Annotated in this window: 19 protein-coding genes; 11 read left to right on the plus strand and 8 right to left on the minus strand. The window is 61.7% G+C overall.

The window, feature by feature from the left end; all coding sequences use genetic code 11:
- Positions 1-66: 66 nt before the first annotated feature.
- From AS156_RS16435 to AS156_RS16445, 3 genes are all read left to right on the plus strand, one after another.
- Positions 67-879 (plus strand): mechanosensitive ion channel family protein, encoded by an 813-nt coding sequence (locus AS156_RS16435; protein ID WP_066506124.1) that lies wholly within the window; start codon positions 67-69, stop codon positions 877-879.
- Positions 880-1,320: 441 nt separating this feature from the next.
- Entirely contained in the window at positions 1,321-1,731 is a 411-nt protein-coding gene (locus AS156_RS16440) for a DUF2231 domain-containing protein (protein ID WP_066506190.1), read from the plus strand.
- Positions 1,731-3,071 (plus strand): PQQ-dependent sugar dehydrogenase, encoded by a 1,341-nt coding sequence (locus AS156_RS16445; RefSeq protein ID WP_066506127.1) that lies wholly within the window; start codon positions 1,731-1,733, stop codon positions 3,069-3,071. Before AS156_RS16440 ends, AS156_RS16445 begins: the two co-directional genes overlap by 1 nt.
- A 313-nt stretch (positions 3,072-3,384) precedes the next feature.
- Here the strand turns inward: AS156_RS16445 and AS156_RS16450 are convergent, their stop codons facing one another.
- The 3 genes from AS156_RS16450 to AS156_RS16460 form a co-directional block, all read right to left on the minus strand.
- Positions 3,385-3,816 (minus strand): CBS domain-containing protein, encoded by a 432-nt coding sequence (locus tag AS156_RS16450; RefSeq protein WP_066506193.1) that lies wholly within the window; start codon positions 3,814-3,816, stop codon positions 3,385-3,387.
- Between the two features lie 106 nt (positions 3,817-3,922).
- Positions 3,923-4,630: an MgtC/SapB family protein gene (locus AS156_RS16455; RefSeq protein ID WP_066506129.1), complete on the minus strand. Its 708-nt coding sequence runs from the start codon at positions 4,628-4,630 to the stop codon at positions 3,923-3,925.
- A 42-nt stretch (positions 4,631-4,672) separates the two neighbouring features.
- Positions 4,673-4,918: a hypothetical protein gene (locus AS156_RS16460; RefSeq protein WP_066506132.1), complete on the minus strand. Its 246-nt coding sequence runs from the start codon at positions 4,916-4,918 to the stop codon at positions 4,673-4,675.
- Between the two features lie 225 nt (positions 4,919-5,143).
- Here AS156_RS16460 and AS156_RS16465 point away from each other — a divergent pair, with 225 nt between their 5' ends.
- The 3 genes from AS156_RS16465 to AS156_RS16475 all read left to right on the plus strand — a co-directional run bounded on the left by AS156_RS16465 (position 5,144) and on the right by AS156_RS16475 (position 8,710).
- Positions 5,144-5,578, plus strand: coding sequence for a PPC domain-containing DNA-binding protein (locus tag AS156_RS16465; protein WP_066506138.1), 435 nt, complete (start codon positions 5,144-5,146; stop codon positions 5,576-5,578).
- Between the two features lie 159 nt (positions 5,579-5,737).
- The gene (locus AS156_RS16470) at positions 5,738-7,543 is read left to right on the plus strand and encodes a glycoside hydrolase family 15 protein (RefSeq protein WP_066506140.1); all 1,806 of its coding nucleotides are present in this window, start codon (positions 5,738-5,740) and stop codon (positions 7,541-7,543) included.
- Positions 7,544-7,696: 153 nt separating this feature from the next.
- Positions 7,697-8,710: an SDR family oxidoreductase gene (locus AS156_RS16475; RefSeq protein WP_066506141.1), complete on the plus strand. Its 1,014-nt coding sequence runs from the start codon at positions 7,697-7,699 to the stop codon at positions 8,708-8,710.
- 46 nt (positions 8,711-8,756) lie between these two features.
- On the opposite strand, the gene AS156_RS16480 is transcribed toward AS156_RS16475, so the two are convergent.
- From AS156_RS16480 to AS156_RS16500, 5 genes are read right to left on the minus strand one after another with little or no spacing between them, the layout of a single operon-like run.
- Positions 8,757-10,406 (minus strand): GMC family oxidoreductase, encoded by a 1,650-nt coding sequence (locus AS156_RS16480; RefSeq protein ID WP_066506142.1) that lies wholly within the window; start codon positions 10,404-10,406, stop codon positions 8,757-8,759.
- Positions 10,396-10,995 carry a gluconate 2-dehydrogenase subunit 3 family protein gene (locus AS156_RS16485; protein WP_245312857.1) on the minus strand — a complete coding sequence of 200 codons (600 nt, stop codon included), beginning with the start codon at positions 10,993-10,995 and terminating at the stop codon, positions 10,396-10,398. Before AS156_RS16485 ends, AS156_RS16480 begins: the two co-directional genes overlap by 11 nt.
- A gap of 40 nt (positions 10,996-11,035) precedes the next feature.
- The gene (locus tag AS156_RS16490) at positions 11,036-11,911 is read right to left on the minus strand and encodes a hypothetical protein (protein WP_245312865.1); all 876 of its coding nucleotides are present in this window, start codon (positions 11,909-11,911) and stop codon (positions 11,036-11,038) included.
- 50 nt (positions 11,912-11,961) lie between these two features.
- Positions 11,962-13,083: an enolase C-terminal domain-like protein gene (locus AS156_RS16495; RefSeq protein WP_066506152.1), complete on the minus strand. Its 1,122-nt coding sequence runs from the start codon at positions 13,081-13,083 to the stop codon at positions 11,962-11,964.
- A complete protein-coding gene (locus tag AS156_RS16500; protein WP_066506155.1) occupies positions 13,076-14,875 on the minus strand; it encodes a thiamine pyrophosphate-requiring protein in 1,800 nt (599 codons plus the stop codon). The genes AS156_RS16495 and AS156_RS16500 overlap by 8 nt, the downstream gene beginning before the upstream one ends.
- Positions 14,876-15,369: 494 nt before the next feature.
- On the opposite strand from AS156_RS16500, the gene AS156_RS16505 reads away from it, so the two are divergent.
- From AS156_RS16505 to AS156_RS16525, 5 genes are read left to right on the plus strand one after another with little or no spacing between them, the layout of a single operon-like run.
- A complete protein-coding gene (locus AS156_RS16505) occupies positions 15,370-16,023 on the plus strand; it encodes a cytochrome c3 family protein (RefSeq protein ID WP_066506195.1) in 654 nt (217 codons plus the stop codon).
- A 57-nt stretch (positions 16,024-16,080) separates the two neighbouring features.
- On the plus strand, positions 16,081-18,873 hold the full coding sequence (locus AS156_RS16510) for a 4Fe-4S dicluster domain-containing protein (RefSeq protein WP_347336626.1): 2,793 nt from the start codon (positions 16,081-16,083) through the stop codon (positions 18,871-18,873).
- Complete coding sequence (gene nrfD, locus AS156_RS16515) at positions 18,870-20,255, plus strand: NrfD/PsrC family molybdoenzyme membrane anchor subunit (RefSeq protein ID WP_245312859.1); 1,386 nt, start codon at positions 18,870-18,872, stop codon at positions 20,253-20,255. The genes AS156_RS16510 and nrfD overlap by 4 nt, the downstream gene beginning before the upstream one ends.
- On the plus strand, positions 20,252-20,776 hold the full coding sequence (locus AS156_RS16520) for a DUF3341 domain-containing protein (protein ID WP_066506159.1): 525 nt from the start codon (positions 20,252-20,254) through the stop codon (positions 20,774-20,776). The genes nrfD and AS156_RS16520 overlap by 4 nt, the downstream gene beginning before the upstream one ends.
- Positions 20,773-21,306: a c-type cytochrome gene (locus AS156_RS16525; RefSeq protein WP_066506161.1), complete on the plus strand. Its 534-nt coding sequence runs from the start codon at positions 20,773-20,775 to the stop codon at positions 21,304-21,306. Before AS156_RS16520 ends, AS156_RS16525 begins: the two co-directional genes overlap by 4 nt.

Below are 21,306 nucleotides of genomic sequence, written 5' to 3' on the forward strand. Positions count from 1 at the left end.
TTCGCACCGCAATGCCGCCACCGCCAGGTCCGCCGCCGCCAGGCTCGCCTTCATGATGGACGTCCAATGGCGCTCAACTACGAAACTCTCAAGGCGTCTCTCGTCCTGTACGGGCTGAATGCAGTCTCGGCGATCGTGCTCCTGATCGTCGGATGGTATCTTTCGACCGTTGCACAACAATTCGTGTCACGCATGCTCACGGCGGCTCACCGCGTCGATCCGCTGGTCTCGGTTTTTCTGTCCAGCCTCGCACGCTACGCAGTTCTTGCCGTGGTCGGGATCGCCGTCCTGCAGTTGTTTGGCATTCAGACCGCGAGCCTGGTGGCCGTGCTGGGCGCCACCTCGCTGGCCATCGGCCTTGCCTTGCAGGGGACGCTGTCAAACCTGGCCGCCGGCGTGATGCTGCTGTTGTTTCGGCCGTTCCGGATCGGAGATGACGTTGAGGTTGCAGGAAAGGCCGGCAAGGTGCGGGCGCTATCGCTCTTCATGACCGAACTGGTCACACCCGACAACACGCAGGTTCTGCTGCCCAATGGCTCGGTGTGGGGCAGCGCAATCGTCAACCACAGCACCTATCCCGGTACGGGGGAGGTGAAGGTGTCGTTCCCGGTACGGGCAGGGCGCTCGATCAAACAGATCAGCGAGCAGGTGCTGGAGAAGCTGCGCGCGGATCCGGGAATCGGGGCGCAACAGGTGCCGGAGGTCCATGTGTCGAAGGTGGTCAATGTCTCCGACGCGGTGGGCCCGGTTGTCGAACTCACGGTTAGCGCGAAGGTGAATCCGGCCGAAGCCGACGCGGTCAAGCAGCGGCTGCTTGACGAGATAAGCTCGCTGCTCAGCGACATCGTCGAGCCCGCGACTGCTGAAAACACACAGTGATATCATTCGGCGGTCGGCTGAACATCGGGCATCGATACTGCTCCGGCGACCGGCCCGATGCTCATTTCATCATGAGATAGACGACAACGATGATAACGGCCGCAATAATTGCAGCCGTTATTGCCATCCCGTAAGGACGCGCCCGTGCGCCATGCGATGTCTCTGCTGCGCTCTGCGGTGGAGGTTCAGCGGGGCCTTCTCTTACCATAGTCGACGTCCTGCAAAGTTCGGTTAGGGATCGATGCAGTGTCCCGACGCGCGTAACGCACCATGGTTCCTAAGTGGCATCGGTGCCGCTTGGCCTACAGGATAGGAACCTGACTCCGCGCGAGCCGTTGAGGCAGCGATGGAGGAGCGCAGATGCAGCAGGAAGCACAAGCGCAAAGCATCGCCGCGGCGGCGACGCACGCAGCCAATCCGGTATCGACGGCGCGGATCGCGATGCATCCGATCCATCCGATGCTGGTGCCGTTTCCAATCGCGTGCTTCACGGGTGCGCTCGTCACCGATATTGCCTACTGGAGCACGGCCGAGATGATGTGGGCCGACTTCTCAGCGTGGCTGCTGTTCGTCGGTCTGATCATGGGAGCGCTCGCGGCGATCGCGGGGCTGATCGACTTCCTGAGCAATCGCCTGATCCGCCGGCTGACGTATGCTTGGTACCACATGGCGGGCAATGTCGTGGTGCTGCTGCTCGCGCTGTTCAATGCCTTCGTTCACAGTCGCGACGCCTGGACCTCGGTGGTACCTGCCGGGGTGGTGCTATCGGCATTGACGGTTCTCGTCATGCTGTTCACGGGCTGGCTCGGCTGGGCCATGGTCTATCGCCATCGGGTCGGAGTGATGGACTGATGTGCAACACACCGAGGAATACGAGCTACATCGGACTCGCGGCTACATTGACTGCGGCACTCTGCCTCGCGGGTTGCAACGAGACGGCACCTGATCCGAAGACCCAAATCGGCGCTCATCCGGATCTGCCCGCGCTGCAGCAATACCTGCTGCCGCCGATGCACATCGCGCCCGTGGTCGGGTGGAAGCAGGGGGAGAAGCCGAAGGTCCCCGACACCCTGCAAATCAACGCTCTCGCTACAGGTCTACAGCATCCGCGGTCACTCTACGTCCTGCCAAACGGCGACATTCTCGTCGTCGAATCCAAGGCGCCGGGGACAGAGCCGATCAAGCGCCCCAAGGACTTCATCATGAAGTGGGTGGAGTCTTGGGCGACCTCAGGTGGCGACACCGGCGCAAGCAATCGGATCACCTTGTTGCGCGGTTCAAACGGCGACGGCAAGGCTGACGTACAAAGCGTTTTCCTGGATCATCTCAATTCGCCGTTCGGCGTCGCATTGGTCGGCAACGATCTTTACGTCGCGAACACAGATGCGATCGTTCGGTATCCTTACCACGAGGGTGAAACCAAGATCACCGAGCCGGGACAAACGCTGACACCGCTGCCCGGTGGGCCGATCGATCATCACTGGACCAAGAGTCTGGTTGCGAGCCCCGATGGCGCATCGCTGTATGTCGGCGTTGGCTCCAACAGCAACATCACAGAAAACGGAATCGAGGCTGAGAAGAACCGGGCAGCGATCCTCGAAGTCGATCGCGCAACTGGCCGCTTTCGGGTTTTTGCGAGCGGCCTGCGCAACCCGAATGGCCTGACGTTCGAGCCGCAAAGCCACGCCCTCTGGGCTGTGATTAACGAGCGCGACGAAATCGGCCCGAACCTCGTGCCCGATTATCTGACATCGGTGAAGGATGGCGGCTTCTACGGCTGGCCCTACAGTTATTTTGGTCAGAACGTCGATCCGCGGGTGCAACCGCAGCGGCCGGACCTGGTCGCGAAGGCGATCGTTCCGGATTACGCGTTGAGTTCGCATGTCGCGCCGTTGGGGCTTGCGTTCTACAGCGGCAGCAGTCTGCCGGCGTCCTATCGCGGCGGCGCATTTGTCGGCGAGCACGGGAGCTGGAACCGTCCGCAGCTCAACGGCTACAAGGTCGTCTTTGTGCCGTTCGCCGATGGCCATCCGAGCGGACCGGCGCAAGACGTGGTGACCGGATTCCTGAACGAGAACGAGAAGTCTCGCGGTCGACCCGTGGGACTGGCGATCGACAAGTCCGGCGCACTGCTGATCGCCGACGACGTCGGTAACACCGTGTGGCGCGTTTCTGCGTCAGGTCGGTCTTAACGACGTACGTCTCGATGGGAATACCCGCCGTAGGGACGCGGCTGATAGGCACACGTGCTCGAGCTCGCTATCGCCAGGCTGTGCATGACTGGCCTCATTTTCGGAGTGCTGCGGTACCACTTCCGTGACAGGCGGGCGGTACAAACTGGCGATGAGATCGTTCGTGAAGGGAAGATACAAGAGGGACGAGGCGTGACGGGGCACGGATACGAATCCGGCCAGCAGCCTCCCGCCCCGGGGGCAGGGGCGGGAATAAGCGGTTCCTGGTATGCAGTCCTTGCGGAGTGCTTCTTCGGACCTTGCTCGTGAACGCCTAAAGTTGCGCGTGCTGGGCGATTGGCCGGGAGACGCGGCTGAGCGCCTTGCCCGTGCCGTTGTTAGGCTGCGCCTGTGCGATGTCACCGAGTGCAATGATACCGACGAGGCGCTTGTCACGGCTAAGGACGGGTAGGCGGCGGACCTGGATTTCACCCATGTTCTGCGCAATGTCTCCGACCTCTTGGTCCTCAAAGCAGTACTTCACTTCGGCGGTCATGATATCGCCGACGCGGGTGTCCGGACCGCGGCCCATGCCGACACCGCGCACTGCGATGTCCCGATCCGTGATCATTCCCACCAGGCGGTCGTTGTCGGTCACAGGCAGTAGTCCGACGGCGAGCGCTCCCATTGCTTCCGCCGCCTCGCGGAGCGTACTGTCGGGGGTGCACAGTTGAACGTCTCGTGTCATCGCTTCGTAAACCTTCATGATTGTCCTCTCATGGCTGGTCGCAAGACCGCCTAACGACGCGCGCGGATCGGCGTTCCTAACTTCGTTCTTCAATCGTGGTCCGGAACGTTGGCCCATTGCCGGCTTATCTGCCATTCAGCGTTGTCAGTTCGAAGGACTTCACGACATAATGCGTCTCGATCAAGCGCAGGAGATCGGTCGGAGGTTGAGCGTATTCGGGCTGGCGCCACGACACTTCGAAGACGTAATCTGCGTTGGCCGAGCTGCCGTCGTGCAGAAATTCCTGGAAGTGAGCGCGATAGTGCAGCGGTTCGATCAATTTCGGTATCGCCTCGATCGCGCCGGCGTCGGTGCCGCCATGGACCGTCAGGGTGGCGTGGTGGAGACGAGGAATTCTGACGTCGACTATCTTGAGGATCGAGAGTGTGACGACCCCTAGGATCGTTCCGACGGAGCCAAGGACAAGCTGACCGCCGCCGAGACACAGGCCGATCACCGTTATCAGCCAAAGCGTCGCCGCAGTTGTGACGCCGGTGACAAGGTCACCTTTCTTGAGGATAGTACCGCCGCCGATAAACCCTACGCCCGTCAAGATACCGAGCGGAAGCCGCATCAGATCCATCTGGACGAAGGAGGACGAAGCCTTTCCTTCGACGCTCAGCAGGAGATTGGCCTGAATCATCGATAGCGAGGCCGCGAGCCCAACGAGGATGGTCGTCCTGAGACCCGCAGCATGCCCTCGCGCGCCACGATCAAAACCAATGATTGCGCCGGCGAGTACGGTCAGTGCGAGGCGGATCGCGATATCGGGCCAGGTTGGATGAAGCGGCATGTTCCGCTCCGTTGGTCATGATGCTGCAGTGGCCTTCCTGCGTCAGGAGACCCGCGACAATTCGACGGTCCTTGCAGCTCGATAGCGTCGATACGCCGCAATCGCGCGGTTTGCGAGCAAGAGCTTGTTTCGCTGCCCCTGCGCGATCATGAAGCCGATATTGTTGACGAGAAACTGGCATGTCTCGTGAACGTCGTCGGATTCACCGCTGCGCTCGAGAAAGTCGATGGCAATGCTGACTGACTCATCGAGCAGAAGCGGCGGTGCGTTGTTGAACCAGACTGACATGGCCGCGCCTTCTGGAGTCCTAACCCTGCATCAGCAAACCGGCCCGGATAGCGACGGTTCCTATTTTGCTCGGCGGCGGGGCTCGATCCAGAGCACAACGCCGCGTCCCTCGGGATGAACGGAACAAGCGTCATTCCTAGATGTCGGATATCCGCATCACATTGGAACTGCGAACCCGCTCGCACCGTTGCCGGACATGACAGTGGCTCAGCAGCGGAGTATTCGATGAGATCGAAGTCAATCAACGACGGCCTGGAGCGAACGTTCGTCCTGATCCTTGATCAAGGCGAGGAAGCACTCAAATCCATCTCCGATTTCGCTGATCGCGAAAAGATCAGTGCCGCCTCCGTGGCCGCAATCGGCGCCTTCTCGAGGGCAAAGGTCGGCTGGTTTGACCTCGAAGCCAAGAAATACAAGCCCATCGAAGTGGGTGAGCAATGCGAGGTGCTGAGCCTGATCGGTGACGTGGCACAAGGCGACGACGGCAAAGCGAGCCTTCATCTCCATGCGGTGCTCGGCCTGCAAGATGGCTCGCTCCGTGGCGGCCACTTTCTGTCCGGCTCGGTCCAGCCCACGCTCGAGGTGACGATTACGGAGACGGTGGTGAACCTTCGCCGGAGAAAGCGGCCTGATCTGGGAATTGCTCTGATCGATGTCTAGCGTTGCGGCGAGGTGCCGAGGTCACGGGCTGCCGAAGCGGCCATCGCGAGCTTCCAAACGTGATGCCGATTGGCATGAGTTGCGCCCCGCCACTGGTAGTCACAGTGACAGCCAGTCGTGGCGGTGCGAGGGCGAACGTGCTCGCCCACGGATACGGCAATGGCGCGAATAGAAGACTACGCACTGATTGGCGATTGCGAAACCGGGGCTCTGGTCGGGTGGGATGGCTCCATTGACTGGCTTTGCCTGCCTCGCTTCGACTCGCAGAGCTGTTTTTCGAAGTTGCTCGGCGACGAGCGGAATGGCCATTGGCTACTAGCTTCCAAGGGCATCGGCTCGGTGAAGCGCCGGTATCTCCCAGAGACTCTTGTTCTGGAAACGGTGGTCTCCGTGGCGAGCGGGACAGCCAGGATCGTGGATTTCATGCCGCCCAAGGAAAGCAACTCAATCATAGTCAGAATCGTCGAAGGCATCGACGGGCATGTCGAGATGAACACAGAACTCATGGTGCGGTTTGACGACGGAGTGACCGTCCCCTGGGTCAATCGCCTCGATGAGAGCTCATTCGGTTTGGTCGCAGGCCCGCATATGTTGCTGTTGTACAGCGAAACGCTGCTGTCGGAGCAGGATACCAAAATCGCCGCTTCATTTTCGGTCAGTGCCGGGCGGCGCATCCGGTTCGTCCTGTCGTACCAGGCCTCATGGCTGGCGGCCCCGCCACATGCCCCGGACGCGGATGCTCTCCTTAGCTCGACCGAACAGTTCTGGCGGGATTGGTCCGGGCGTTGCCGCGAAACCGGACCCTTTTGCGACGCCGTCAAGCGTTCGCTCATCACCTTGAAGGCACTGATATTTGAGCCGACCGGCGGCATCGTCGCAGCAGCTACGACGTCGCTTCCGGAGCAGATCGGGGGCACGCGAAATTGGGATTATCGATACTGCTGGATCCGTGACGCGACCCTGACGCTGTTGGCACTGATGGGATCGGGTTACTACGATGAAGCCAAGGCCTGGCGGGATTGGCTGGTCCGCGCAGTCGCAGGCAGCCCAGCGCAATTGCAGATCATGTACGGGGTCTCGGGCGAGCGGCGGTTGACCGAATGGAAAGTGCCGTGGTTGGCGGGATACGAGGGCTCGCGGCCAGTTCGTATTGGAAATGCCGCACACAAACAGTTGCAGCTCGACGTCTACGGCGAGCTAATGGATGCGCTTTATCAATCGCGATGTGATGGACTCGCCGAAAACGGAAGAGCCTGGGCCATCGAGCGTGTGTTGCTCGACCATCTCGCAAAGATCTGGACCGAGCCGGATCATGGAATTTGGGAGCTTCGGGGAGAACCGCGACAGTTCACATACTCGAAGCTCATGGCCTGGGTCGCGTTCGACCGTGGCATCAAGAGCGCGTCGGAGTTCGGAATGAAGGGCGAGGTAGGTGAATGGAAGGAGCTGCGCCAGATCATTCATCGCGACGTCTGTCGTAATGGATACAATGCCGATCAGAAATCGTTCGTCCAGACCTATGGCGGGACCGAGCTCGACGCCTGCCTGCTCCGTATGCCGGTAGTTGGCTTTCTTCCGCCCGATGATCCCCGGGTGCAGTCGACGATTTCGGCAATCGAGCAAAACCTGCTCGTCGACGGACTGGTCAGGCGTTGCGGTTCTGCCCCATCGAAGCACGGGCTTTCGAGCGGAGAGGGGGTCTTTCTAGCTTGCAGCTTCTGGCTCGCGGATGCCTATCATATGGCAGGTCGCAACGCGGAAGCTTTTGCTCTGCTCGAGAAGCTCCTCGGTTTGCGCAATGATATCGGTCTTCTCTCGGAGGAATATGCGCCTGAGCCTGGCCGGCTGGTTGGAAACTTCCCCCAGGCGTTTTCCCACGTCGCTTTGGTGAACACGGTGCACCGTCTCACGCAGCGCAAGCGGCCTCGCACGGAGCGCGAGACCGGAAATCACTCCGCAGCCTGACGGTCCGAGCGGGCCTCTTTGCGGTCGCGCCTCCAGGGATCAACTTCCTAGGAACAACGGGCACTGTCGGAGGGTTGGCGATTGTCGGGCACGGGCACCCGCAGGGGCGCCGTGTCCTTCTACAGCCTTCATAGCCATTTGCCGGTGGGTCGAATGAAACATGCTGCCCGTACCGTCATCGTGACCGGCGCTTCTGCCGGTATTGGCCGCGCGATCGCGGATCGTTTCGCTCAGGCGGGCGATCGCGTCGGTTTAATCGCGCGAGATGAAGTTGCGTTGGAAGCCGTCCAACGGGAACTATTGGCATCCGGCGCCAAGGCGGTGGAGTGGGAAGCGGTCGACGTGTCCGATGCTGCGGCTGTATTTGCCGCTGTCGATCGCCTTGAACGGCGGCTCGGGTTTATCGATATCTGGATCAACGATGCCATGGAAACCGTGTTCTCGACGGTCGCGGACATCGATCCGGCGGAATTCCGGCGCGTTACCGAAGTCACTTATCTCGGGTTTGTGTATGGCACTATGGCCGCGCTGAAATCCATGCGGCCGCGCCGGCGAGGTCGCATTATTCAGATCGGCTCGGCATTGGCATATCGCGGCATTCCCCTGCAGGCCGCCTATTGCGGCGCCAAGCACGCGATGCGCGGTTTCACCAACTCACTCCGCGCGGAGCTCCTTCACGAAAGATCACCCGTGACGGTCAGCGTCGTCGAGTTGCCGGCGGTCAATACGCCACAATTTGACTGGGCACGCGCTCACATGCCGCGCGGGCCGCGTCCGATGGGCGTGCCCGTTGAGCCGGAAGTCGTGGCCGATGCGGTGTTTCGTGTGGCCGAAGGATCGTCGCGCGAATACTGGCTTGGCCTGCAAACGATACTTACGATCCTCGGCAATAGCGTAGTTCCTGCGTATCTCGACCGCTACTTTGCTCGCAAGGCCGTGGCTGGTCAGCAAACCAGCACCCCGCTCCCCGCGGGCCGCGAGGACAATCTGGATCACCCGGTCACCGCTTTGCACCGGACCAGAGGCTCATTCAGCGTTGGATCGTCCCTCCATGCGCTACTGGTTGAAGGGGAATTGGCGCGTGCGGCCTGCGTTGGCGCCGGCGCGGCGATATTCTTCGCGGCAGGAGCTGCCGCCGCCGGACGTTGGCGTCGGACGCCAAGGTAATCGCGGTACGAAGCTGGCAGCCAAAGAAGCTGGCAGACAAAAGCTGTCAGAGACTTGGCAGTTCGCCGCGCCGGGCCATCGCCCTGATCCGATCGGCGGTGCGGCAGGCGATTGCCTGGATTGTCAGCGAAGGGTTCACGCCGCCTACGGTCGGAAAAACCGAGCCGTCACAGATCCATAGATTGGGAATGTCCCAGCAGCGGCAATCGGCATTGACGACGCTGCTCGCGGGATCATCGCCCATGCGAGCGGTCCCGTTGAGATGGCAGGTGTCGTCGTCTTCATCCCATATGTCGTGTGCGTCGACGACTTCCAGCGCCTGACGCATGAATTTCAGCGAATGTGCGATCAGGCGCTTGTCGTTGTCGCAGAAGGAATAGGTGACGCGTGGAATGCGCAGGCCGTATTGGTCACGCTCGTCGGAGAGGGTCACGCGGTTGCGTTCCCGGGGCAGCGTCTCGCCGACAATCTTGAGGCCGACCTGATGGTTGTAATTCTCCATGGCGTCGAGCAGGGCTTGCCCCCACAATCCGCGCTTGCTGGCCTGGGTTGTGCCCCAGACGATGGGGAGCGGGCCCTGGCTCATGTAGCTATAGCCGCCATGGAAGTCCTTGCCCTCATCGGTGTAATTCCAGTGCTCGGTGATGGCGAGTGAGGGCGGTCCCTTATAGGATCGGATTTCGCGGTCCATCACGCCCCATACCGCCTGGTTGGACTGAACCATCAGGTTCTTGCCGACCAACCCGGACGAGTTGGCGAGACCATCCGGGAACTTTGCGCTGGCTGAATTGAGCAGCAGCCGCGGCGTCTCGATGGCGTAGCCGGCAACCACGACATTCCTTGCTCGCTGGAAGCGCCAGCGACCGTCGCGCAGATAGTGAACGCCCGTTGCGAGCCCTGCGTGGTCGTGCTCGATTGAGCCCACCATGGCAAGGTCGCGGATTTCGGCGCCCGCGGTGAGAGCGCGCGGCAACCAGGTCAGCAGCACGCTCTGCTTGGCATTCGTCGAGCAGCCGATCACACACATTCCTCGATAGACGCACGGATGAGCGAGGCCATGGGGAGCGGAAAGCGTGGCCAGTGGTGTCGGCGTCCAATCGATGCCGAGCGCTTCGGCGCCTTCGGCAAGCACCAGCGCGGCGGCGTTCAGTTCGTGCGGGCGGTAAGGATAGCGCGGACGCTTCGGGCCCCAAGGATAGCGAAGCGGCCCGGATATATTCAGGACCTGCTCGACCTCGGTATAGTAGTTCCACATTTCACGCCAATCGAGCGGCCAGTCGACTGCGTAACCAAGCTGACTGCGCGATTTGAACCATTCGGGCCGGAAGCGAAGCGACACCATGGCGAAGTGGACCGTCGATCCGCCGACGCTTTTTCCCGAATTGTTGGCCCCGAGCTGGATCGGGTTGTCGCCGTCGACAATTCGTGGGTCGGTCCAGTAGAGCTTCGACTGATGCATCTCATCGGAGGCAAAATCCTCGAGTGGACGCCAGTAGGGGCCTGCGTCGAAGGCGACGACGGAGAAGCCATACTCGGCGAGCTTGCAAGCGAGCGTTCCGCCGCCCGCGCCAGTTCCAATGATCGCGAAGTCGACCGGCTGGCCCTCTGGGTATTCGTGCATTGCGACCCACGCGCCTCGCCTGAATACATCAGGCGCGCGTCCGTTCCGGGCCCTTGGCTGGGTCTCATCCCACACGTTCGTTCTCCACACGCGCCTGGTCTTCCCGGCCGGGCGATGCTTCGGCAGCTTCCCAGGGGTCGCGGCGATCGAAGTTCATGCGCACGTAGCCACGCGGGCTCGCCGGTCCCCCAAAGCCGATTTCATTCCAGGAAGCCGGGTGCGCGTAATACGCACTCACGATGTCGTGCAGCAGCCGCTTGGCAAAGAAGATCGCAGGCGGCATGTCCTGCCAGGCTTCGCTCGATGCCTGGCCCCGTTGAATCTTGCCCAGCAGCCAATGCTGCTGGTCAGCGCTCAACTCGCAGAACGGCTTTTCGCATGCTGCCATGGCTTCGGCGTCAACGGCAGCCAGCCCCAGTCGCCAGGCCTTGTCCTGTTCGGGCAGGTGGGCGTCGCGATAGCCGTCGCCTTTGCCGCCGTAAAGCTTCTGGTCGATGATCGCTGCGATCGGCGCCTTGACGGGGCGATCGAGAGGCTGCGGGATGATGTGATCGCACAGCGAACGGAGCGTCTTCCACTCGGCCTCGTCGCAAAATTGGTGAAAGTCGGGGTCGATGCCGCAGCGCGCATCGATCACTGCGCGGGTCTGATCGTTCCAGGACACCGAGTTGCGCTTGTGGAGGACATTGTAGCCCGGATAGCGCTCAGTCATGTGAGCCTCTCTCGATCAACGACAGAGCGGCAAGCCCGGCGAGCGCCAATCCGGTGAACGATGGCGGCGCAGGCAAGGGCGGACCGTTCAGAATGTTCTGGCTCCAATTGCGCCAGCCACCCATGTTGCGGGAGATGCCGTAGGCATGAAATCCGACGCCGGCAAAACCAAGCAGTGCCGTCAGCCGGAGCCCGAGCTTCGCTGCGCGCCGCATGATGTTGCCGGGACGAAACTGAGCGGTCGTGAGAAGCCCAGCAGCCGCCGGGGGCACGACAACGGGCAGGAACATGCCGGGGTTTTGAAAGGCGCCGCGAAAGTGCAACAGACCCGCCTCGGCCACGGTTCCCGCCAGCCCCGCAGAGGTGACCAGACCCAGCGCCTTGCCAGCTGGATATCCCAGAATCGTACACGCTTCATCGTCGCGAATTCTTTCGGCGCCCCGGCCGAGCACTCCGGCAAGGAGGAGAGCCATCGGCGCGCCGACAGGCGCGGCGTAGAACAGGTTGAGCCATGACAGGCCGCCTGGCCTCTTCATGACATTGTATCCGTGGAAGCCAAGGCCGGTTGCCCCCGTCAGACCCGCGAGAACATAGAGACCGTCGCGAACCGCGTGGGATTTCGCCCGCGCATCGGCGATCCCGAACAGGCTTGCGGCAACCGTAGCGGCCGATACCGCCAGTGGTAGATACATCAAGCGGTTCTGGAAGGAGCCGCGATAATGCTCGAGGCCGCTATCGGCCAGCACGGAAAGCGAGAGCAGGGCCGAGCTCAGATTAAGCTTGCGCCCCACAGCATTACGCCATTCGGGATCGGGCGTCCGGGCCGGAGCGTTCAATGAATATTTCTCGTTCAGACTGCGCGCGGTCACCTGCAAGGAGGCGAGCGCTCTTCGCCGCGCTTCGGCTGCCGGTACCCGTCTCACGCCAATGCATCTCCCGAGATATGATAGGCGACGGCATCTGTGGCCTTGAAGCGCAGCCCATGCCCGACGCGGGTCAGGTCTGGTGCGATCTGGCCGTCGCGCACAGCCGGCGCGCCGTCGAACAGCATCTGCTCGATACGGACATGGTCGTGGAACCACTCGATATGGCGCAACCTTGGGATTGCGCATGCGATATGGCGATGCATGGCCGGCGCGCAGTGCGCTGACATTTCCATGTGCCGGGCCTCCGCCAGCGCGGCTATCCTCAAAAAGCCAGTGATGCCGCCGCAACGTGTGACGTCGGCCTGGAGCACGTCGACGGCATCCTGCGACAGAAGGTGACGCGCGTCATCGAGCGTAAAGACATACTCGCCCGCCGCCACCTCCAATCCCGGTGGCGTCCGGGTACGGACAGCGTGCAGTCCTTCGGAATCGTCGGATGTAACGGGCTCCTCGAACCAGCGAATTCCCAGGTCTTCCGTCCGGGCCGCAAAGCGCAATGCTTGCTCCACACCGAATGCTCCATTGGCATCTACGAACAATTGACAGTCACCGATCGCCAGCCGTGCGGCTTCTGCGCGTTTCGGATCGAGCTCGGGATCGCTGCCGATCTTCATCTTGACGAACCGGCAGCCGTCCACCCTGGACCAGTGTCCGAGCTGCTCACCCAGTTCCTCGTTCGAATAGGAGGTGAAGCCGCCGCTGCCATAGACCGGAACCAAGCCGCGGCAACAGCCGAGCAGCTTTGCGAGCGGGACATTGAGCAGTTGCGCCTTCAGGTCCCAAAGCGCGAGATCTATGGCCGAGATCGCACAGCTTGCAATTCCGGACCGCCCGACATTACGCACGGCGCGCTGCATCGCGATCCAGCAGCCTCCGACGTCGAAGCAGTCGTGGTTTGCGATGGCGGGCGCCAGCAATTCCTCGATCACGGCCAGAACCGAGGCATGTGCGTACGTCAAGCCGAGCCCAAGTCGGCCGCCGGCGCTGACATAGACGACGACGAGGGTCGTCGAGGTCCAAGCCAGCGTTCCGTCCGCCTCCGGCCGGTCCGTTGGAATGCGATAGGCCGAGGCGAAAACGCGATCGATTGTTGCTGCGCCGGACCTCTCAGCCATCGCCACGGTCTCCGCCCGGCAGTATGGATTCGAGAACCTGACGCGCGGTACCGGCGATCACGCCGCGTTCACGCGGATCTCCCTTGATCAAAGTCTCGCTGAACTTTCTGGCTTGCTGCAGCGTGATGTGGGGCGGCAGCGGCGGGACCTCGGGGTCCGTCTTGACTTCGAGAACGACGGGCCGATCGGCGGCCAGAGCTTCTTCCCAAGCGGCGCCAAGCCGGTCAGGGTGGTCGACGAAGAGCCCTTTCAAGCCGATCAGCTCCGCAAAGCGGTGATAGGGCACGTTGGGGATCTGTTGCGAGGCATTGAACTTTGGATCGCCTTCCATGACGCGTTGCTCCCACGTCACCTGGTTGAGATCCTCGTTGTTCAAGACGCAGACAATCCAGCGATGGTCGGACCATTTCTTCCAGTATTTCGCCACCGTGATCAGTTCGGCCATGTTGTTCATCTGCATGGCGCCATCGCCGACCAGTGCGATGACGGGCCGATCAGGATGCGCGAACTTGGCCGCGATCGCATAGGGAACGGCCGCTCCCATCGAGGCTAGACCGCCCGATAGCGACGCCATCATGCCGCGTCTGATCTTCAGGTCGCGGGCGTACCAGTTGGCGCAGGATCCGGAATCGCTCGTCAGGATCACGCGATCGGGCAAGCGGGGCGACAGCTCCCAGGTAATGCGTTGCGGATTGACCGGCTTGGCCGGTTGCATCGCGCGGCCTTCAAGCGTCTTCCACCAATCTTTGAGGTTTGAGGCGATCCGCTTGCGCCATGCCCCATCGCCCTTATCGCGAAGCAGTGGCAAGAGCGTCTTTAGCGTTTCGGCGGCGTCGCCGACGAGATTGACCTCCATCGGGTAGCGCAACGAAAGCATATCCGGCGCAATGTCGATCTGCACGCCGCGTGCCTGGCCTTCCTTGGGAAGGAACTCGGAATAGGGGAAGCCCGACCCGATCATGAGAAGCGTGTCGCATTCGGTCATCAAATCGTAGCTCGGCTCGGTTCCGAGCATGCCGATCGAGCCGGTGACCCAGGGAAGATCGTCGGGAAGAACGGCTTTGCCGAGCAAGGCCTTTGCAGCGCCCGCGCCAAGCTTGTCTGCGATGGCAATTACCTCGTCAGTCGCGCCAAGCGCGCCTGCGCCGACCAGGATGGCAACCTTCTTGCCCTTGTTGAGAATGTCCGCTGCCTTGCGAAGATCGGCTTCGTACGGAACAACCTTCGGTTTATTGAAGCCTACGCCCGAGTGGATCGTGCCGTGAACATGAGGCGGCTCTGCATATTCCATCTCCTGAAGATCGTTGGGCAGGACGATCGCCGTAACCCGCCTTTCGCCGAGCGCGGTCCTGATCGAGCGGTCGATCAGGTGACGAACCTGGGCCGGGGCCGATGCCTGTTGGACAAAAGCTCCCGCGACGTCCTTGAACATGGACGGAAGGTCAACTTCCTGCTGATAGTGGCCGCCGATTGCGGTTCGCGCCTGTTGCCCGGCGATTGCCAGCACCGGCATATGGTCGAGCCGGGCATCGTACAAGCCGGTCACAAGATGAGACGCGCCAGGTCCGGAGGTGGCGATGCAGACGCCTAGCTCGCCAGTGAACTTCGCATAAGCAGACGCCATGAAGGCGGCCATCTCCTCATGCCGTGCCTGGATGAACTCGATCTTGCCGTCGGCCCGATTGAGCGCGCCGAACACGCCGTTGATACCGTCGCCGGGATAACCGAAGATCTTGCGCACGCCCCAATCATGCAAACGGTTGACAATAAAGTCGCCGACGGTCTGTGCCATGAGCTTACTCTTCGCTGGAATCGGAGATGGCCGAGCTGGCCTTGCTGAGCAAACGACACGGACTTTGTGATGTTCCTGTCAATTTAGGTCGATCCGAACGAACCGTATCTTCTCGTTGCGGCAGCAGGGCCGTGCATTAAGTCCAACAGATCAGATACGACGGGTGGACAGGCATACTTCTGGGATGACGAAAACCACGTGTCGGTCGCGTTCACGATGATCCCGCGCTGGTTGTTCCTGGTTGTGGCTCCCGAATCGGAGCAGCCGACACATCAAACCGGACCATCTTGCTGGTCGAGCCGTTGTGATCAAATTCTTCCATCGATACGACGAGGCGAAATCCGAGCAAGTGTAACTGCTTAAGGAGCGGATCCTTGCCTGTTGCGGCTGCCGAGCTCGACGCACGCCTAGGAACCAAGGATTTCCACTCGCGTTTGACCGGCGGGGTTTCGACGCCAGGCATCGGGCGCGGCCTGGCGGCGGTGAGAGCGTGCATGCCGCATTTGTTCCGACCAGTCGCGGATACGGCGGCGCGCAGCGTCTTGGTAGCTATTGTGGTCGTGCCGCTCCTTGCAATCGGATTAGCGTATTGGGTATCGGCGTCAGAGCACGTGACCGGCGAAGAGATCACGCTCGATCAACCTGTGCCTTTCAGCCACGCGCATCATGTCGGCGGTCTCGGCCTTGACTGCCGTTACTGTCACACCGGGGTCGAGACATCGCCTGTCGCGGGAATCCCGCCGACACACACCTGCATGACATGTCATTCCCAGCTTTACACGCAGACCGCGATGCTTGCTCCGATCCGCAAGAGCCTCGCAGAGGGCCACCCCATTCACTGGAACAAGGTGAATCGGCTGCCGGCCTACGTCTACTTCGACCACTCGATCCACGTCGCCAAGGGCATCGGCTGCACGACCTGCCATGGCGACGTCGCCAACATGCCGTTGATGCGGCAGGCCGCCCCACTCACGATGGGATGGTGCCTCGACTGCCACCGCAATCCCGCGGCGAAAATGCGTCCCGTGTCTGAAGTGTTCGATCCGCATTGGAAGTTTCCCGACGATCAGGCCGAGCGCGGGGTGATTTTGGCGCATCAGTACCTCGACAATAAGCATCTCACGGACTGCTCGATCTGCCATCGATGAGCTGACATGAAAGCCACTCGTACCACTAGGCATAGCCTGCACGGCTTGGATCCCGCATTGGATCGCCGTGCCGCATTGAAGCTGTTTATGACCGGCGTTGCGGCCACGCTGGCCTCGTGCGGTCGCCCTCCGGAAGAGGTCGTGCCTTATGTGCAGATGCCCGAACGCGAAACGCCGGGGCTGCCCCTGCTGTTCGCGAGTGCCTTGCCTCTCGCCGGCTACGGTCGCGGAGTGATCGTCACCTCTGTCGAAGGTCGTCCCATCAAGATTGAGGGCAACCCGCGCCACCCAGCCAGTCTCGGCTCAACCGACGTCTACGGCGAAGCAACGGTACTGTCGCTCTACGATCCTGACCGCTCGAAGGCACCATACAGCGATAACCGAACACAATCGTGGAGTGCGTTCGAGGCCGCATTGCGCCCGCGGCTCGATCGGCATCGCGCGAAGCAAGGAGAGGGACTGGCAGTCCTGACGGGGCGCATCACCTCGCCGAGCATGCTTGCTCAGTTCGAATCGCTCAAGCGATCGATGCCGCAGATGAAACGGTACCGATACGAACCTATCGATGACGACGCGATACGTAACGGGACGAAACTGGCCTTCGGCCGCCTCGCGACGGCACTGCCGCGCTTTACTGACGCCCGCATCGTGTTGACGCTCGACGCGGATCCAATCGGCGCCGGTCCTGAGCAGATCCGGTATGCGCGCCAGATTGCTGACGCACGGCGCGCACAGGTGCCGACCAACTCTCTGCGGCTCTATTCTGCCGAACCGGACTGGAGCCTGACCGGAGCGCTTGCCGATCACCGGGTCGCCTTGCGACCCGAACTGATCCGCAACCTCGCGATCGAGGTGGCGCGCGGGCTGGGCGCACCGTTGGAGCAGGCAACGCTACCGGATGAGATCAGGCGGTTCGCAGCGGCCGCCACCGCCGACATCCAGGCGCGGCGCGGTGCGGCCCTGGTCATGGCCGGGCCGCGGCAACCGGCCGAGGTCCATGCCCTCTGCCACTGGATCGACGCGCAGCTGCAGGCGCCCGTGGACTTCATTGCGTCAGTCGATCCCGATGCAAAAAGTCACAACGAATCGTTGCGGACCTTCGTCTCCGACGTACGTGGAGGGCACGTTGAGACCTTGATCATCCTCGACGCCAATCCTCTCTACAACGCTCCCGGCTCGCTTGGGGTCGGCGAAGCCATCAGAGCCGTCCCCTTCCGGGCGCATTTCGGTGGCTTCCGCGACGAGACCGCACGACATTGCACATGGCACCTTCCGCTGACGCATGCGCTGGAACACTGGTCCGACATCAGGGCTTTTGACGGGACGGCAAGCATCATCCAGCCGTTGATTTTACCGCTCTACGACAGTCGCGATCCGCATCAGATCCTGGCGATGCTTGAGGCGGAAGCCAGATCGCCCACGCTCGACATTATTCGTAATCAGTGGAAATCGGCGGTTTCCGAGAAAGGCCTGGCAGATTGGTGGCGGCAAACCTTGCACGACGGGGTCGTTGCCAACTCTGCTTTCGAGAAGATTTCGCTGCCAACGGCCGGCCTTCCCAGTCTGGCGCCAGTTACCGCAGCTGAAGGCTTCACGCTCGCTCTCGCGTCCGACCCTGCCGTCTTCGATGGCGGAATGGCCAACAACGCTTGGCTGCAGGAGTGCCCAAAACCTTTCACCAGCCAGGTCTGGGGAAACGCATTGCACGTGGCGGAAAGCGATGCGCGCGCACTCGGGGTCCGTGATGGCGACGTCCTGCAGCTCAGGCATGGCGAAGCAACCCTCGAAATGCCAGCTCTGATAAGCAAGGGGCAGGCGGCCGGCGTGCTGTCGACGACACTTGGTTACGGTCGAACCGATGCCGGGACGATCGGAACCGGTATCGGCGTCGACGTGTATCCCTGGCGCAACGCGGACTCGCCCTGGCTGATTGATCATGTCACGATCACACGGGCAGGGCACCGCGCCGAGCTGCTGCAGACGCAGCACTTCTTCGATCTGGAAGGTGAGGCAGAACAGCTGCAGCCGCGCCTGACGCTTGCTGACCTCGTCGGCGGCAAATTCCAGGTCGAGCGGCCAGGCGGCAATCCGCCGACACTCTACCCACCGTCGCATGACGACACCTACAAATGGGCCATGTCGATCGATGCGTCGGCCTGCATTGGCTGCAATGCCTGCGTCGTGGCGTGTCAGGCTGAGAACAACATTCCGGTTGTTGGTCCCGACGAAATCGCCATGGGACGCGACATGCATTGGATGCGGATCGATCACTATGTAGTCGACGCGCGTCCGGGATTCAGTCCGACGCCATGCATGCATTGCGAGCACGCGCCGTGCGAGCCCGTTTGTCCGGTCGCGGCGTCGATTCACGACAGCGAGGGGCTTAACGTTCAGGTCTACAATCGTTGTGTCGGGACGCGCTTCTGTGAATCGAACTGTCCGTACAAGGTCCGCCGGTTCAATTTCGCCGGGTATGCCGATGGCCAGGAATACGGCAACCTTGGCGAGGATATCGCCAAGGCCGTCTTCAATCCCAACGTTTCGGTCCGCGGTCGGGGTGTGATGGAGAAATGCACCTACTGCGTCCAGCGGATCAGCGTCGCCAGACGCGCCGCCGAACGGGAAGGTCGCGTAATCCGGGAAGGCGAGGTGGTCACGGCCTGCCAGGCGGCGTGCCCAACGCAGGCGATACATTTCGGCGACATGTCCGATCCGCACTCGCGTATCAACGCACTGCGCGCGGATCCAAGGAGCTACTCGCTTCTGGGCGAGCTCGGAACACGGCCGCGGACAACCTACCTGGCCCGTCTGCAGAATCCCAATCCCGACTATGGGAAGGCACGCACATGACCATGGCGCTGACCATCCCTGCGGAGAGAACGGCGGGGCCGGAGCGATGGACGTTGCCGGAAGCGCGCAGCCTTGAAGCCGTCAATGCAATCGTCGCGGCGCCGTTGTTGGAGCGTTCGTCCTGGAGCTGGCGCGCATGGTGGATAGGCCTTTGCGTCAGCCTCGCGGCCACGATGGCATTCCTGGTCACGGTGTTCCTTGTCTTCGATCGCGGGATCGGGATCTGGGGTGTGAATTCTACCGTAGTGTGGGGCTTCGCCATCGCCGACTACGTCTGGTGGATCGGCATCGGCAATGCGGGAACGCTGATCTCCTCGATGTTGCTGTTGATGCGGCAGAGCTGGCGGGCGTCGACCAATCGGTTTGCCGAAGCGATGACGCTGTTTGCAGCCACCATCGCCGGCATTTTCCCAATCGTTCACCTCGGCCGGCCGATCTATTTCTACTGGCTCACGCCGTACCCCAACACGATGCATCTCTGGCCGCAGTGGCGCAGTGCGCTGATCTGGGATTTTTGGGCAATCCTGAGCTACATCCTGTTCTCGATCCTGTTCTGGTATGTCGGCCTGATACCGGACTTCGCCACCATGCGGGATCGCGCGCAGACGCGGGCGCCGGCAATCTTCTACGGCGCTCTCGCGCTTGGCTGGTGCGGCTCGTCGCGACAATGGCATGTCTACGAGAAGCTTCATCTTGCGCTGGCCTGTCTCGGCGTTCCCCTGGTCGTCTCGCTGCACAGCGTGGTCGGGATGGATTTTGCCGCCAGCCTGATGCCGGGCTGGCAGGAGACGATCTTTCCGCCGTATTTCGTGGTTGGCGCGATGTATTCCGGCTTCGCGATGGTCCTCTGCCTGGCTGCATTGGTACGGTGGGGCTTCCGCATGCAGGGCCTGATCACGACCGCGCATTTCGACGTGATGGCCAAGGTGATGCTGGCGGCGTCGATCATTATGGGCCTGTCTTATGCTACCGAGTGGTTCAACGCCTGGTACGGGGGCCAGCATGCCGATCGCAGCCTCGTCGCGTTCGAATTCGCCGGACATTACGCGCCGATGTTCTGGGCACTTTTGCTCTGCAATGTGGTGATACCGCAGGCGTTTTGGTCGAGCGCGATACGCAGCAACGTAATCGCAGTGTTCGTCATTTCCGTCATAATCAATATCGGGATGTGGCTCGAGCGCATCCTGATCATCTGGAACACGCTGTCGCACGACTATCTGCCCAGCGCATGGCGGATGTTTCTTCCGACCGTTTGGGACTGGCTGTTGACATTTGGCTCGCTCGGCCTGTTCGCCCTGATGTTCCTGCTCTTCGTCCGGATCATTCCAGTCGTCTCGATGCATGAGGTGCGAAAGCTGGTTGCGGAAGGGCAATCGCCATGACGCAGTTGCTCCTCGCCGAATTCACGGATCAGCGGCGTTTTGTCGAAGCGGCCCGCCGCGGGCGCGACGCGCAGTACCGCGTGGTCGAGGTCTACACGCCTTATCCTCTCGAAGAGCTGCACGACGAGCTCAGTCATCGGGAAAGCCGGATCCGTCCGGTGATGTTCGTGGGAGGCGTCCTGACCGCGGCCCTAGCCTACGGCCTCGAATATTATTCGGCGGCTATCAACTATCCCTACAACAGCGGCGGTCGCCCGCTCGATGCATGGCCGGCCTTCATGCTGGTCCCGTTTGCGACCGGGATCCTGGTGGCGGCGGTGTGCGGCTTTGCGACGTTCCTCTTCGAGGCGAGGCTGCCCTATCTCAGCAACCCGCTGTTCGCCGCAGACGGATATGGCGGTGCAACCCAGGATCGGTTCGTGCTGGCGATCGAGTGTCCGCAGGACGGCGATGATCGGTCAGCAGTGACAAAAAGGCTCTCAGACTTCGGTGCCATTTCGATACAGCAGGTCGAGCCATGAGGCGTATTGCTGCACAACTGCTAGGTATCGCGCTATGCGCCGGCCTGCTCGCCGGCTGCGATCTCAGCATGACCGAGCAGCGCAAGCTTGCGACCAACTCACCGACGTCGCTTTGGCCGGACGGGACGACGGCGCGGCCGCTGCCGGCTGGTGTGGTCGCGCAAGGTGACCTCGATCGTGACGCGGCGGCCAGGCCCCCTCCGCCGGTCACGGAAGCGCTGCTCGTGCGAGGGCGTGAGCGTTTCGGCATCTTCTGCGCTCCCTGTCACGGTCTCGCCGGCGACGGGGACGGCGTCATCGTCGCGCATGGCTTTCCGGCACCGCCGTCCTATCACATCGACCGCCTTCTGGCCGCCCCGGCGCAGCACTTCTACGGCGTCATGACCAATGGCTACGGAGTGATGTTCTCTTATGGCGATCGCGTGCCGCCTCATGATCGGTGGGCGATCGCAGCCTATATCCGCGCCTTGCAGTTGTCGCGGCGAACCAAGGTGGCCGACGTGCCCGATGTAGCGGAGCACATCAGATGA

Origin of the sequence: Bradyrhizobium macuxiense, assembly GCF_001542415.1 — a bacterium.
GTDB lineage: Bacteria > Pseudomonadota > Alphaproteobacteria > Rhizobiales > Xanthobacteraceae > Bradyrhizobium > Bradyrhizobium macuxiense.